At 58.4% G+C, this 14,656-nt stretch carries 8 protein-coding genes and 1 tRNA gene; 5 read left to right on the top strand and 4 right to left on the bottom strand.

Features of this window, described 5'->3' with window-relative positions:
* Positions 1 to 46: 46 nt before the first annotated feature.
* The 4 genes from tssI to CPA59_RS07695 are packed head-to-tail and all read left to right on the top strand — an operon-like array spanning position 47 to position 7,027.
* Positions 47 to 1,900, top strand: coding sequence for a type VI secretion system tip protein VgrG (gene tssI / locus CPA59_RS07680; protein WP_107758485.1), 1,854 nt, complete (start codon positions 47 to 49; stop codon positions 1,898 to 1,900).
* A 14-nt stretch (positions 1,901 to 1,914) separates the two neighbouring features.
* Positions 1,915 to 2,322, top strand: a complete 408-nt coding sequence (locus tag CPA59_RS07685; RefSeq protein ID WP_038920648.1) for a DUF1795 domain-containing protein — start codon at positions 1,915 to 1,917, stop codon at positions 2,320 to 2,322.
* Between the two features lie 11 nt (positions 2,323 to 2,333).
* Positions 2,334 to 6,659, top strand: a complete 4,326-nt coding sequence (locus CPA59_RS07690; RefSeq protein ID WP_107758998.1) for an RHS repeat-associated core domain-containing protein — start codon at positions 2,334 to 2,336, stop codon at positions 6,657 to 6,659.
* Positions 6,659 to 7,027, top strand: a complete 369-nt coding sequence (locus CPA59_RS07695; RefSeq protein ID WP_107758999.1) for a hypothetical protein — start codon at positions 6,659 to 6,661, stop codon at positions 7,025 to 7,027. Before CPA59_RS07690 ends, CPA59_RS07695 begins: the two co-directional genes overlap by 1 nt.
* 250 nt (positions 7,028 to 7,277) lie before the next feature.
* Here the strand turns inward: CPA59_RS07695 and CPA59_RS07700 are convergent, their stop codons facing one another.
* Positions 7,278 to 8,204 carry a hypothetical protein gene (locus CPA59_RS07700; protein ID WP_107759000.1) on the bottom strand — a complete coding sequence of 309 codons (927 nt, stop codon included), beginning with the start codon at positions 8,202 to 8,204 and terminating at the stop codon, positions 7,278 to 7,280.
* Positions 8,205 to 9,224: 1,020 nt separating this feature from the next.
* On the opposite strand from CPA59_RS07700, the gene CPA59_RS07710 reads away from it, so the two are divergent.
* Positions 9,225 to 9,536, top strand: a complete 312-nt coding sequence (locus tag CPA59_RS07710) for a DUF736 domain-containing protein (RefSeq protein ID WP_107759002.1) — start codon at positions 9,225 to 9,227, stop codon at positions 9,534 to 9,536.
* A gap of 149 nt (positions 9,537 to 9,685) precedes the next feature.
* On the opposite strand, the gene CPA59_RS07715 is transcribed toward CPA59_RS07710, so the two are convergent.
* The 3 genes from CPA59_RS07715 to CPA59_RS07725 all read right to left on the bottom strand — a co-directional run bounded on the left by CPA59_RS07715 (position 9,686) and on the right by CPA59_RS07725 (position 14,520).
* A complete protein-coding gene (locus CPA59_RS07715) occupies positions 9,686 to 10,969 on the bottom strand; it encodes an integrase arm-type DNA-binding domain-containing protein (protein WP_107759003.1) in 1,284 nt (427 codons plus the stop codon).
* A 162-nt stretch (positions 10,970 to 11,131) separates the two neighbouring features.
* Positions 11,132 to 11,207: transfer RNA gene (locus CPA59_RS07720), tRNA-Asn, on the bottom strand.
* A 199-nt stretch (positions 11,208 to 11,406) separates the two neighbouring features.
* Positions 11,407 to 14,520, bottom strand: coding sequence for a beta-galactosidase (locus CPA59_RS07725; protein ID WP_107759004.1), 3,114 nt, complete (start codon positions 14,518 to 14,520; stop codon positions 11,407 to 11,409).
* Between the last annotated feature and the right edge of the window lie 136 nt (positions 14,521 to 14,656).

Below are 14,656 nucleotides of genomic sequence, written 5' to 3' on the forward strand. Positions count from 1 at the left end.
CATCGCTGAGTGCGGAAGCAGGTCGGGGACGTAAGGAGGAAGCAAGGTGGCCAACAGTACAGGACTTCAGTTCACCGTAAAAATCGGCGCGCTGCCGGAGAGTACCTTCGCGGTGGTGGATTTTGAACTCGACGAGGCGCTGAACCAGCCGTTCGCCCTGTCGCTGAATCTGGCCAGCAGCCAGCCCGGCATCGACTTCGGCGCGGTGCTGGACCAGCCGTGCGAATTGATGGTGTGGTACGACGGCGAACTGCAGCGCCGGGTCAGCGGTATCGTCAGCCGCTTTGCCCAGGGCGACACCGGCTTTCGTCGCACCCGTTATCAGGCGGACGTGCGCCCGGCGCTGTGGCGGCTCGGTCTGCGCACCAACGCCCGTATCTTCCAGACCCAGAAGCCGGACGCGATTATCAGTACCCTGCTGGAAGAAGCCGGGATTACCGATTACGCCTTCGCCCTGCGTCATGAGCACGCGGTGCGCGAGTACTGCGTGCAATACCGCGAAAGCGATCTGGCGTTCATCAACCGACTGGCGGCGGAAGAAGGGCTGTTCTACTTCCACGAGTTCGACGCCGGCAAGCACCGGGTGGTGTTCGCCGACGACGCCGGCGCGCTGTCCAAAGGCCCCGAGCTGTTCTTCAACCTGGCGACGCAGGGGCTGAGCGAAGGGGCGTATGTGCGGCGTTTCCGTTATGCCGAAGCGGTGAGCACCGCCGAGGTGGCGCTGAAGGACTACAGCTTCAAAACCCCGGCCTACGGGCTGCTGCACAACAGGATGAGCAGCGAGCTGGGCCATCAGCGTGAATCCTACCAGCACTTCGACTACCCCGGCCGCTTCAAACAGGACCCGAGCGGCAAGGCGTTTACCGGCTACCGGCTGGACGCGCTGCGCGCCGGCGCCATGACCGGCAGCGGCGAATCCAACGCCGCCGAACTGATGCCGGGCAGCACCTTTACCCTCACCGAACACCCGAATCCGGCGTTCAATCTCGCCTGGCAGGTGGTGGCGGTGACCCACAGCGGCCAGCAGCCGCAGGCGCTGGAGGAAGAAAGTGGTGGCGAGCCGACCACGCTCAGCAACAGTTTCGAGGTGGTAAAAGCCACCACCACCTGGCGGGCGGCGTTGCCGTACAAGCCGATGGTGGACGGCCCGCAGATTGCCACCGTGGTCGGCCCGGCGGGCGAAGAGATTTACTGCGACGAATTTGGCCGGATAAAGCTGCAGTTCCCGTGGGACCGCTACGGCGCCAGCGACGACCAGAGTTCGTGCTGGGTGCGGGTGAGCCAGGGCTGGGCCGGCGGCCAGTACGGGCTGATTGCCATTCCGCGCATCGGTCATGAAGTGGTGGTGAGCTTTCTGGAAGGCGACCCGGACCAGCCCATCGTCACCGGGCGCACCTTTCACGCCACCAACCCGTCGCCGTATCCGCTGCCGGCGAACAAGACCCGCACCTCGCTGCGCACCAGTACCCATAAAGGAGCCGGGTTCAACGAGCTGCGCTTTGAAGACCAGGCCGGGCAGGAAGAGGTGTTTATCCACGCCCAGAAGGACATGAACACCGTGGTGCTGAACAACCGCAGCACGGCGGTGAATGCCAATCATACCGAGAACGTGGGCGGCGACCAGACGGTGGTGGTGCAGCACAACCAGACGGTGTCGGTGAAGGAAAATCAGGTCACCGAGATTCAGGGCGAGCAGACCGTCGCCGTCACCCAAAACCGCAACACCACCGTCAACGACAACGAGTCGCTGCAGGTGAAAAACAATATCGCCATCCAGTCCCAGAGCGGCGACATCCTGATTGCCACCGCCGGCGGCTACATCGCCATTGATAAGGACGGCAACATTGCCATTACCGGTAAAGGACTGGTGCTGAACGGCACCCGTATCGATTTGAACTAAGGGAAACGCAACGTATGTATCAGATGAACGAAGGCACCCTGGCTATTCCGACGGGCTGGCGCGACGAGTCGTTGCACGTGTTTGTGCTGCCGGGCGATACCGCCAATCTGGTGGTCAACCGCACGCCGATTGAGTTCGGCCTGTCGCCGGACACCGTCTATGAACAGACGCTGTCACAGTTTTCCGCCCACCTGAAGGGCTATCAGGAGCGTGCCGCCTGGGAACTGACGCTGGATGGTCAACCTGCACGCGGGCTGGAGTACAGCTGGCGCTCGCCGGAAGGCCCCATGCATCAGGTGGTGGTGATGCAGGTACGCGGCGAGCTGTTGCTGACCTTTACCCTTACCGCCGCCGGCGAACTGAAGGATGAACAGAAAACCGCCCTGCTGGCGGTGATTGAGACGTTTACCGCCGCGTCCTGAAGGGAGTCACGATGCTGAACGATATTCTGAGCCGGGTGGCCCGGGTGGGGGCCATGCACGCCGGTAATCGACCCAACCCGCCCGCCGACCGGCCACAGCCCTGTCAGGGCAAGCCGCCGACCTCGCCGGGCAAGACCATCAAGCACAAGAGTTTTAAAGGCGCCATCTTCGGGGCGATTGCCGGGGCGCTGGTGGCGGCGGCCGTGTTTGCCGTGGCAGCGGCAGCGGCGGCGGCGGTGGCGGTCGCCGTCATCGGCACCGGCGGTATGGGCGCGGCGCTGGTGGTGGGGGTGGTGAAACTGGCCGCCGGGTTTGGTGCGGTCAGTTTGCTGGGCGGGCTGATAGACTCGGTGTCCAGCAAGGTCTCGGCGATGGTGGACAGCGGCTCGCCGTCGTTCGGGCCGGTGGCGTCCGGCTCGGGCAACGTATTTGTCGAAAAGCAGCCGGTGGCCCGCGCCACCCAGGATGCCGTCGCCTGCACCCGGCACAGTGGTCCGCAGTTGATAGCCCAGGGCAGCGAGTCGGTATTTGTGAACGACGCGCCGGCCGCCCGCATTGACGACAAGACGGTGTGCGGCGCCACCCTCAAGGAAGGCGCCTCGACGGTATTCTTCGGCTCGGGTCAGGGCACCTATCTGGAGATAGCCGAAGAGTTTACCGCCCTGCAACGAGCGCTGCTGATTGCGGTGGAGTTTCTGGTGCCGCCCAGCCGCGGCATGTTCAGAGGGCTGGGCAAGTTGTTCACCCGCGGGCCGATGGCGGTGCTGCGGGGGATGCGTGTCGGGGCGCTGAAAACGCTGGAAGGACTGAAAAGCGCCGTTAAATGTGCCAGTGAGGGGTTTCGCAGCAACAAGGGGCTGTCGCGTGTCACGGAAGCGGTGCGCGGCTTCCTCAAAGACCCGGTCTACATCGCCAGCGGCGAGGTGATTGAATCCCGTACCGATATCGAACTGGGTCAGACGCTGCCGCTGGTGTTCGAACGCACCTACCGCTCTGCCTCCGTGCATGTCGGGCTGCTGGGCCGCGGCTGGCATGACAGCGGGAGCGAGGTGGCGACGGTAACGCGCGACGGCCTCAACACCCACGTGGTCATCACGCTGGCGCAGGGTTACGACATCGATTTCACCTTCCATCAGGACGTGCAGGCGGTGTACTGCCCGCACTACCCGGAGTTTACCCTGCACCGCCGGGGCGACGGTTTCAGCCTGTGGCACCGCGACCAGCAGACCTGGCGCGATTTTAGCGTGGTACAGGGCGAGCGCCGGCTGCTGTCCGCCCTGCGCGATACCCACGACAACCGCATCGAGCTGGTGCGCGACCCGAAAGGCTACCTGCGCCAGTTGCGCCACAGCGACGGCGTTACCCTGCTGCTGGTATGGCAGGGTGAATTCCTGCACCAGATTCAGCGCACCGACGGCAGCCAGAAAACGTTGCTGGCCGAATACCGTCAGGACGAACAGGGCCGGCTGATTGAGGCCAACGCCACCCAGGCCTATCACCTGTACTACGAGTACGACACCGTCCATCGGCTGACCCGCTGGCACGACCACGACCAGACCTGGGCGCGCTACGAATACGACGCACAGGGGCGCTGCGTCTACACCACCTGCGCCGACGGTTTTCTGACCGCCCGCTTCGACTACCACCCCGACCGGGTGGTGATGACCGATGGCCTCGGCCAGCGCAGCGAATTCGGCTTTAACGAGCTGCACCTGATGAGCTGGGAAACATCCCCGCTCGGTCACGTCACCCGCTACGACTACGACGAGGTTGGCAACCTGCTGCGGGAAATCTCGCCCGCCGGGCGGGTGGTCGAATTCGGCTATCTGGACGATACCGGGCGGGTCAGCACCTTTACCGACGCCAGCGGCCACCAGTGGCAGTACGACTATGACGACGCGCTGCGGCTGTGCGGCGTCACCGACCCGCTGGGACGCGAGTGGAGCTGGGTGTATGACGCCGAGGGTAACCCGGAGCGGCTCACCGGGCCGGATGCCAGCGAGGTACGATTCACCTGGAACCGCTACGGCCTGCTGACCCAGGTCAGCGACGCCGCCGGTGACGTACAGGCCCGGTTACAGTACGACCACCGTCAGCGGCTGCTGAGCGCCACCGACGCCGAGAGCCGCACCCGGCAGTTACGCTACGACGGGCAGGACCGGGTGGTGCAGTGGCAACGGGCGGACGGTGCCCGTTTCCGGCTCGGCTACCGCCGGGCCAGCTGGACGCTGCCGGAGCAGCTGATACGCCCGGACGACAGGGAAGAGCAGCGCCAGTACGACCGCCACAACAACCTGCTGAGTTATGTGGACGGCAACGGCGCGCTGTGGCGTCAGACCTTTGGCCCGTTCGACCTGCTGACCGCACGTACCGACGCCGAAGGCCGCACCTGGCACTACGCGTACGATAAAGAGAGCCAGCAACTGACAACGGTTATTGCCCCGGACGGCAGCCGCTGGCAGTGGTGGCTGGATGCCGACGGGCGGGTCATCCGCGAGCGTGACATGACCGGCACCGAGACCCATTACGGCTACGACGAGGACGGCCTGTGCATCAGCGTGCGCAACGGCGAAGGCGACACCCGTCACTTCCTCTACGACGCCCGCGGCCTGCTGTTGCGTGAAACCGCGCCGGATGACAGCCTGCACTACCGCTATGACGCGGTGGGCCGCCTGACCGAAGTCTCGTCAGCCACCGCCCATGTGCAGCTGGACTACGACCTGCGCGACCGGGTGGTGCGCGAATGGCACAACGGCACGCTGCTCACCCGCCAGTACGATGATGCGGCCCGCACCGTCACCCGCACCCTGGCGTGGGACGGCGATGCGGACGATACCGCACACGCTCTTGCCCCACTCACCAGCCTGTTCCATTACACCCGTACCGGCGAACTGCGGCAGGTGCAGTTGCCGGACGGCGCCGAGCTGACGCTGACCCATGACGCAGCGGGCCGGGAATCGCTCCGTAGCGGCGGCAGCGGGTTTGTGCAGCGGCGCGAATACGACGTGATGGGCTGGCTGACGCGGGAGCAAAGCGGCGCCCAGCACGACGGTCACCTGCAACCAGCACAGACGCGGGAATACCGCTACGACGGTGCCGGTAACCTGACCGGGGTGCGCCACAACCGCGAGGCTGAAGGCTACCGGCTGGATGCCACCGGCCGGGTGCAGGAAGTCCTGCGCGGTGGCGCGGGCAAAATCGTGGACACCACCGCCCGCTACCAGTACACCCGCAGCGGCCTGCCGCAGGAGGCGGGACGGCTTACCGAATGGCAGGCCGGGCGGCTGATTCAGCGCGATGACACCCACTACCAGTACGACAAGGCGGGTCGACTGGTGAAAAAACAGGTGTTGCAGCCGGGCTACCGCCCGCAGGTGTGGCAGTACCGCTGGGACAGCCGCAACCAGATGCGGGTGGTGGACACGCCGACAGGGGAACGCTGGCTGTACCGCTACGACCCGTTCGGCCGCCGGGTGGGCAAACGCTGTGACCAGAAAGCCGAAGAAATTCGCTACCAGTGGGACGGCGACCAGATAGCGGAAATCCGCCACTACCGCCACGGCCAACTGGTGGCCCGTCGTCACTGGGTCTACAACGGCTGGGAGCTGGTGGTACAGCAGCGCCAGCACACCGGCGGCGACTGGGAAACGGATTTTGTGACCAGCAGCCAGAACGGCGTGCCGCAGGCGCTATTCACACCGGACGGCACCCTGCGCTGGCAGGCGCCGAAAGCTACGCTGTGGGGCCAGCGTCAGGCAGAAAAATCGGAAAGTCCGGACCCCGGCCTGGCCTTCGCCGGGCAGCTCCGTGACAGCGAAAGCGGGCTGTGCTATAACCGCTTTCGGTACTACGACCCGGCCGGTGGGTGTTATGTCTCGCCAGACCCTATAGGGGTGCTGGGGGGGGAGAGTAATTACGGGTATGTATACAACCCTATAAGCGGTATTGACCCTTTAGGTCTAAACGGTAAGAAATGTATGGGTGTTAGTGAATCAGGTCATCACGTTCCATCCGTAAGAAAATCACAGGGAAGGCCTTTTGAGGTTGCACGCTCCGATAAAACCCGCCCGACTTTATTTCCTAGGGGTAAAGAGCCAGAACATGACCATTGGCGAATGCATGATGCAGAAAGAAAATATGTAGGCCCAAGGCAAGGTGATTTTGCTGGTTCTGACAAAGAGTTGTTTGATGCTTATAAGAAAGCGTATTCGAGTTTGGACGATATCAAAGTGGATGTTCGCTCTCCAAATGGTACACATATATTGGGTTCAAATGTAACACCGAGCCAAGCCGTAGACCTAATTGAAAACTGGCTTACCAAACAAGGGTTGATGTAATGATTAATAGTAATCTTATAGACATGGAAAATGTGTTATCTTCGCCATCATTTTTTGATTTCTTAAAAAATCTGGATGTAGACAATGCATTGGATTCTCGCGATTCAAAAACATTTGATTCGGAGTGGATGAATAATTTCAATAGATTGGAAAAAGAGGTTTTTAGTAAGGATGATTTAGATTTCATCGATATCCTTCGTGAAAAATCTTTTAAACTTTCATTTAAGATTGTCAAAGAGCCTGAAATTGCATCAAGAATATCAGATGATATTGAAATAATAGCGAAAGACATATTGAAGGGAAATACTAATGGCTGGCCTATAAACTATCTTTGGCAGTCATATAAAAATGGGAAATTCCCTGCTTGATATTGACAAGGCCGGAAGCGATCCCAACGATCCTTCCGGCTGCTTTTTATGCTGTTTAGTTCAACGATCATATATCAGGCTGTGTCCCTTAATTTAGACATCACTGGTGATGGTGAAGAAATGTATTAAATTCATTCGTTTATGAATCAATTTCGTACATTTCCACTGCCGTCACTTGCCATCGCTGTATGATTTTCCACCAGGCAGGTGATTAAGAGACACAGCCTGGATTGAATGAGGACGTACTCTATTAACCAGATCCCGAAATGGATGTTGGGGATCCTCTCTCCAGTGCAGTTTTTAGTGTGTCACCACTCAGATGGTCGGTGATACCATCTGTTGATGCCCATTGCTCAAAAATGGACAACATTTTATAGGGCTGCCTGATTAATGGGCTAATGGCCTCATGATGTTTACAGGCGAGCCAGAATAATCGTGATAACGGCGTGGATATCCGTGTGGAAGATGACGAGGATGTTTGGTTTTTGGTCGGCATGTTGATTAGCTTTTCCAGTTCAGTATGCCGGATGACAAAGCAGGCATCTTGCGGTAGGTCGTGAACCGGAAAGTAATCCTTTCGGAGGTTTGGATTCATGCCTTGTTGTTGAATCTCTTGATAAATATCAGCCCACATTTTCTCAGGAAGTCGCATGATTTTCTGGTTTATTCTTTCCTGCCATGTGATCTTTTCGAATACCTGAAATATCTCTCCTGAAAGAGTTACCGATATACCGTAATTGATCTCATTCTCACCGATGTGTGGTAATGGAATGTGCAGGGAGCGGGCAAGCAAGCGTTGTACCATAACGTACTCATGTCCCGCTAATAGTGTGTCGATAATTGGCTGGGTGGGAGTAATGTATCGTCCCTCGGTACTGAGAATAAGATTTCGTTTGCCAAGGAAACTGTTTCGATCGAGCAAACAGAGTCGGTCGATGAATGAGTGCCCGACCGGGCGTAGCTTCAATTTATTATCCAATGTTCGTATTTTTCGTAAAACAATCGGTGACTGGAAGTAGATGGAAAGGCTGATATTGCCATATAAAGCATGGCGATAAATATCACTGTCCGTCAGTTCTATTTTTGTTGTTTTCTTCGTTATTCTGATAGCCTCCTGTATCGTCATCCATTCAGGCATACTGCTCTTTGTGTTTAAAAGGAAGGTCTGTTTTTGCATGATGTAATCTCCTTCAGCATGACAACCTTTCCTGTGCGTAGGGAATAACTGGGGGTTAATAAAATCACCGTGTATAACGTTAAACTTTTATATATAAATATTCATGGCGTGGAAGAGGTTTAGTTAGAATGACCAGAGTATGTCATTTTTATTTTTTTATCTTTTAAGAAAGAAAATAAAAATCCACAAGGAATGAGATAACCTTGTATCACAAGTGGGCTACCGCCTGCAGTGGTAGCACCACCACAGCATCTGAGATATGTATTCTTTAGTTTTATGAATGGATGTCATCACATTGTTTCACTGGCATGGACAGCCCAGAACTGTTCTGCCAGATTGAATTTATAGAATGAAATTTTTACTTAAAGTGATGCAGTTTGTCATAAAAATAGATGTACTGCTGTCATTATTGGTTATTACGTGTTAGTTCCGGTATTTTTGAGTGTATAGAAAGGGTAATTGGCATCTTTTCAGTCTTAAAAGGTTATCCATCGTAATTGGCGGGGCGTTTTCGTTTGCCATAGCTTGCTGCGTCAGGTTGCATGGATGCTTGCCGTTTTTGACACTGGCGATGATGGTGTTGCAGTCATGAAGGATGCGTCACCAATATGCCGTCCGGCCTGATGACCGGGTTGACGCCATAGGCTGTTTGCACCGAGGGACTGGCTGCAGGGCATGTCGCCTGTCGCGGGGATGATGGCCTTGACCGAATCAGGAGAGGAGCCGGTAAAGCTGTTGTGCGGGGAAGCCGGGTCAGCCAGTGCGCCTTTCGGCTTGGTCAGCCTATGCGTCCTTGAGCACGTTGTGAATCCTTGCAGGAGCCGGGCTTTATGGCCGCAACCGGAAGAGGCAAACAATTTCCCCGGCGCAAGCGCCTTCCTCGCGCAGCAAATTCTTTGCCTCTTCCGGTCCTGCACGGTGTTACGGTCGCAAGCGATGCGGCCAGCCCGGCTCCTGCCATTCGGATCACCACAAAGGACGCGACAGGCGCGACCTTGAAAATCCGAAAGGAGTAACATCATGGCTAACATCGGCACCTTCACCGCACAAAACAACGGCTTCACTGGCACCGTCCGCACCCTGACTTTGAATGTCAAGGCCAGGTTCATCCCCTGCGACAAAAGCAGCGAGCACGCCCCTGACTTCCGCATTCAGACCCTCGGTGGTTATGACATCGGCGCAGCCTGGCGGAAAATCAGCCAGGCCGAACGGCCTTATCTGTCGGTGACGCTCGACGACCCTTCCTTCCCTGCAACCCTCTATGCTCGCCTTATCGAAGAAGAGAATGGCAAGCACCACTTGATCTGGTCGCGCAGCAAACCGTCGGCCTGACAGCCAGACACCTCGCCCCGCCAGTCACGGCGGGGCGCACACTGTTGACTCCGGCAATGAATCCGTGGCTCATTGCGTTTTTACTGCTATTGAGGTGGTTAATGCAGTGTGCCCCCTGCGGTGCAGGGGGTCACAGCGAATACTTTTTGCTAACTGATGATAAAGTTTACTGCGCGCTCCCTGCATTCTCGCGCATAAACATAAGGCGCAACGTATCCTTCCCGGTTCATATCCAGATAATCCGACCACCATTGCATCATCGCTTTACGGGCATCGAGATATTCTGCTTTGTGGATGTACGCCGCTCGCACGCTATTGCGTTCTTGATGGCTCATCTGGCGCTCAACCGCATCCTGTGACCACAGGCTGGATTCCATCAGCGCGCTACAGGCCATTGCCCGGAATCCGTGACCGCAGATATCATTTTTTGTGTCATAGCCCATCAGGCGCAACGCCTTGTTGACCGTGTTTTCGCACATCGGTTTATACGGATTGTGAGCGCCGGGAAATATCAGCACCTGATGTCCGGAGATTTCCTGTATCTGTCTCAGAATAGCGATGGCCTGCCGGGAGAGGGGAACGATATGCGGGGTACGCATCTTCGCGCCACGCCCTGAATAACGTACGCCGGGGATGGCTTTGCGGGTAGCGGGAATAGTCCAGATGTGGTTTCTGAAATCAATTTCCGACCAGCGAGCGAAGCGCAATTCGCTGGAGCGGATAAACAGATGCAGGGTGAGTGATACGGCCAGCCGGGTTAATTCCCGTCCTTGCCGGTAGTCCTCAATGCGCGTCAACAGTTCCGGTAGTTGCTCCAGCGGCAGGGCAGGGTAGTGACGTTTAACTGGCGGGGCGATAATACCGTCCAGATTGGCCGCCGGATTGTGTTCTATCAGTTCCTGATGCACGGCATAGCGCATGATGTTGCACAGGTGCTGCCGGGTACGGGCTGCTACTTCCAGTAAACCTTTTTTCTCAATCCCTCTCAGCAGGTCGATGAAGTGACGGGCTTTCAGCTCCGTAACGGGCAGGTGCCCGATAACCGGAAAGATATGGTTGTTCATGCTGGCAAGCAGACGGGCGGCGTGGTTCTCTGACCATGTCCGGTTGCTCTTGTGCCAGTCCAGCGCCACAGCCTTGAATGATTTTTCTGGTGAACGGGGCGCTTTTTCAGCCGCCCGCTGGTGCGCGGGGTTGATATTCTGCGCCAGCAGCTTACGGATGCCGTCACGCTGTTGACGCGCATCGGCCAGCGATACATCAGGGTAGGCACCTAAACCCAGGCGCGATTCTTTCCCGTTGATGCGATATTTGAGATACCAGAGGCGTGAACCGCCTGGATTGACCAAAAGGTACAGACCGAGAGAATCGGAAATTTTGAAGGGTTTTGCGGATGGTTTTAAGTTGCGGATTTTTGAGTCGTTAAGAGACATGTGGGGGTCACTCCGTCATCGAACTAACCTGACCCCAAATCTGACCACCAAATTCTCCCGATGCAGAGGGAAAACTGAAAATGCATCGGGAAGATTTTTCACGCTAACCTATTGAATCAATATACAAATAGGGATTCGCAAGGATGCATGAAAACAAGAATTTGGCTCCTCTGACTGGACTCGAACCAGTGACATACGGATTAACAGTCCGCCGTTCTACCGACTGAACTACAGAGGAATCGCTTGAACGGGGCGCATAATAACGGGGTCTGCCGTGCATGTCAAAGGTGTAAACCACATTTTTGACGCGTTTGGCGAGGGAGTGCGCAATATGCCGACTTTTTCACACGATCGTTTTGATTGAACGGCGTTTTACGTTGTGTCGCCGTGCTAAAACAGCGGGCCGACAGTAGCGTGATGCTGCCGGCCCGGCGGGATTATTGCAGCCGCAGTTGCAACTGGTAACGGTAGCGGGGCGCGGTCAGCAGGAAATCCGGCGCGACGCTTGGGCTCCAGGAGTCGTCGCCGCCGATGCCCATGTGAAATCCGTCCAGATTGAGCCAGGTGCCCGGCTCCGGCTGCAACAGATGCTGATGGGTGCAATCCATCAACTGTCGCAGGCTGTAGCGGCCGATACCGAAGTGGAAGTCGCCTTCAATAAGCCAGTTGCCGTAGCGCAGTTCCCGGGTGTGGCAGCGCAGGCCGTTTTCCGATGGGAAAATGTACGGCGTGTGCATCGCTTCCAGCGGTTGCTGCCAGCGGCCGTGCAGCGCGGCGAGGCGGCGGTCGGGATAATTTTCGTGCGGACCCAGCCCCAGCCAGCTTACCTGTGGGTTGACCGCCGCCAGTTGACCACAGAGGCCGATGCGCGCCAGCGGCGGCAGGTGACGGGCAACGTCCACGTCGACATTCACCGTCAACACGCCTTGTGCGTCAATACGCCACTGTTTGCGACTGATGAACAACACCTGTTGCTGGTAATGGCCGACGTGTTCGGTGGTGATCAGCACGCTGTCGCTGAGCGTATCGGCGCGGATCTGTCGGCAGTCGGTCTGGTACTGATACAGCCCGGCCAGCTTCCAGCGTTCCACCCAGGCGTTCGGGTCGATGCGGTCCACTTCGCTGATGCCGATGTCGTTATCCAGCGGCGCGCGCGCCAGATTGTCCTGCAACGGGCTGAGCAACTGCGGCTGCCCGTCGCGCCACCACTGTGTCAGCAGACCGCTACGTTTGTCGAAGCTCCAGCGTTGCTGGCCGTGGCTGATATCGAAGCAGTCATCATCCCGAGTCAGGGTTGGACATGCGCCGTCGGCCTGGCGTGACGCCGGGTACGCCAGCGGCATCGGCAGCGGCCATTGATCCCAGGCGCAGCGGTGCCCGGCGGGCGACCAGTCAGTCGCGTTCGGCTGAACCACCTCCACCGTCAGCCACATATCGGCGTGGTGTTGCGGCGCAGGCAACTGTTCGAGCAGAGTGAAGGTCTGGCAGCCCTGCGGTGCGATAGTGAGCGGCGCCACGCCTGACGCCAGTTGGACGTCATCCTGCATGATGCGCCAGCGCAGCTCCTCGTTATCGCTATGACGGAACAGGTATTCGCTGGTGACGGTCAGTGTCAGCGGGTTGTCCTCATGGCGGGTGAACTGGAAAAACTGCTGGGCGCGTTGGGCTTCGTACAGCGCCGGATGCGGCGTGCGGTCGGGGAACACCAGACCGTTGAGGCAGAACTGACGGTCGTTGGGTTTATCGCCGAAATCGCCGCCGTAAGCCCAATGCGGTTTACCATCCTGCTCACGCACCAGCGCCTGATCCACCCAGTCCCAGACGAAGCCGCCTTGCAGCCGCGGATACTGACGGAATGCCTGCCAGTAACGGTCGAATCCGCCAAAGCTGTTGCCCATGGCGTGCGCGTATTCACACAGAATCAGCGGCCGGTTTTCTCCCGGTAGACCGATCCATTTTTTGATCGACCACTTCGGCACCGCCGGGAACGGCTGGTCCTGATCCACCCGGGCGTACATCGGGCACAGAATATCGGTGGCGGGCGTGTTGGCGCCGCCGCCTTCGTATTGCACCGGCCGACTCGGGTCTTGCTGTTTCACCCATTGGTAGAGTGCGCTGTGGGTAGGGCCGTAGCCAGACTCGTTGCCCAGCGACCAGATGATGACACAGGGATGATTGCGATCGCGCTGTACCATGCGGGTGACGCGCTCGGCGTAAGCCGGCAGCCAGCGCGGGTCGTCGGACAGGCGGCTCATTGGCTGCATGCCGTGAGTCTCGATGTTGGCCTCGTCCACCACGTACAGGCCATAGCGGTCGCATAGCCGATACCACAACGGATGATTGGGATAGTGGGAGCAGCGCACCGCGTTGAAGTTGTGCTGCTTCATTAACAGAATGTCCTGCCGCATGGTCGCTTCATCAATGGCCTGACCGCGTTGCGGATGGTGTTCATGGCGGTTGACGCCGCGAATCAGCAGCGGCTGACCATTGAGCAGCAGCAGGCCGTTACGGATGGCGACCTCGCGAAAGCCGACGTCATAAGCTTCCGCTTCCGCCAGCGTGCCGTCGGCGTGCTCCAGCGCCACCACCGCCCGATACAGATTGGGTTCTTCCGCGCTCCACAGTGCGGGCCGCTCCACCTCCAGTTGCAGACTTACGCGGTCATGGTAGGCGCCGCGTTCATCGATCGCCGGCGTGCCGAACGGCGCGCGGCTTTCACCCACCAGTTGCCCGCCGCGCCACAGCTGCACATGCAGTTGCCACGCCTGCGCCTGTTCTTCCGGCAGATTAGCCTGCGCGGTAACGCACAGCGCGCCCTGCGTGTAGCTGTGGCGCAGCGGGGTGGTGATCTGCACATCGCGCAGATGCACCGCCGGTTTATGCAGCAGGTAGACGTCGCGGTAAATGCCGCTCATGCGCCACATGTCCTGATCTTCCAGATAGGTGCCGTCAGACCAGCGCAGCACCATCACCGCCAGCCGGTTTTCTCCCGGCTGCAGGCAGGGCGTCAGGTCGAACTCCGCCGGTAGCCGGCTGTCCTGGGAATAGCCGACCCAGTTGCCGTTGCACCACAGGTGAAAGGCGGAATTCACGCCGTCGAACACGATGCGGGTCTGGCCCTGCGCCAGCCAGTCGGCGTTAACTGAGAATGTGAGCGAGTAACAACCGGTGGGGTTGTCTTGCGGTACGAACGGCGGATTGACCGGTATCGGGTATTTGATGTTGGTGTAAATCGGCGCGTCGTAGCCCGCCAACTGCCAGTTGGATGGCACGGCGATAGCGTCAGCGTCGGTCAGATCCTGCGTCAGCCACTGTTCCGGCACCGCTTCCGGGCGCGGGAAATAGCTGAAGGTCCATGCGCCATTCAGCCACTGACGCCGCTCGGAAGGCTGGTCGTCACGCGCAGCGTCGAGACTGCGCCAGCTGGAAAACGGCGGATGGGCGTCCAGCCGGCGAGCGTGAGGACAAGCCGGGTTTTCCCAGTCGCGTCTGGCCAGAATATCCGCCAGCGAGATGCCGGATAGAGGAACGTAAGCGGAAGCAGTGGACATAAAGCAGGCTTTCCTTTGTTGGCTGAAAGTGAGTGGCTGAAAGCGCCCGACTGGCGGATGAACAAGAATTGTTATCCGCTCACAATTTTACTGGCAGGATCGCGGCTTGCCGGGCGTGAGTAAAGCGCAAGGACGC

This window comes from Dickeya sp. Secpp 1600, from assembly GCF_003049805.1.
GTDB lineage: Bacteria > Pseudomonadota > Gammaproteobacteria > Enterobacterales > Enterobacteriaceae > Dickeya > Dickeya fangzhongdai.

Excerpts from the sequence above, each read along its gene's own strand:
- CPA59_RS07695 (WP_107758999.1), top strand. The coding sequence starts at position 6,659 with ATGATTAATAGTAATCTTATAGACATGGAAAATGTGTTATCTTCGCCA.
- CPA59_RS07690 (WP_107758998.1), top strand. The coding sequence starts at position 2,334 with ATGCTGAACGATATTCTGAGCCGGGTGGCCCGGGTGGGGGCCATGCAC.
- CPA59_RS07685 (WP_038920648.1), top strand. The coding sequence starts at position 1,915 with ATGTATCAGATGAACGAAGGCACCCTGGCTATTCCGACGGGCTGGCGC.
- CPA59_RS07715 (WP_107759003.1), bottom strand. The coding sequence starts at position 10,969 with ATGTCTCTTAACGACTCAAAAATCCGCAACTTAAAACCATCCGCAAAA.
- CPA59_RS07725 (WP_107759004.1), bottom strand. The coding sequence starts at position 14,520 with ATGTCCACTGCTTCCGCTTACGTTCCTCTATCCGGCATCTCGCTGGCG.
- CPA59_RS07700 (WP_107759000.1), bottom strand. The coding sequence starts at position 8,204 with ATGCAAAAACAGACCTTCCTTTTAAACACAAAGAGCAGTATGCCTGAA.
- CPA59_RS07710 (WP_107759002.1), top strand. The coding sequence starts at position 9,225 with ATGGCTAACATCGGCACCTTCACCGCACAAAACAACGGCTTCACTGGC.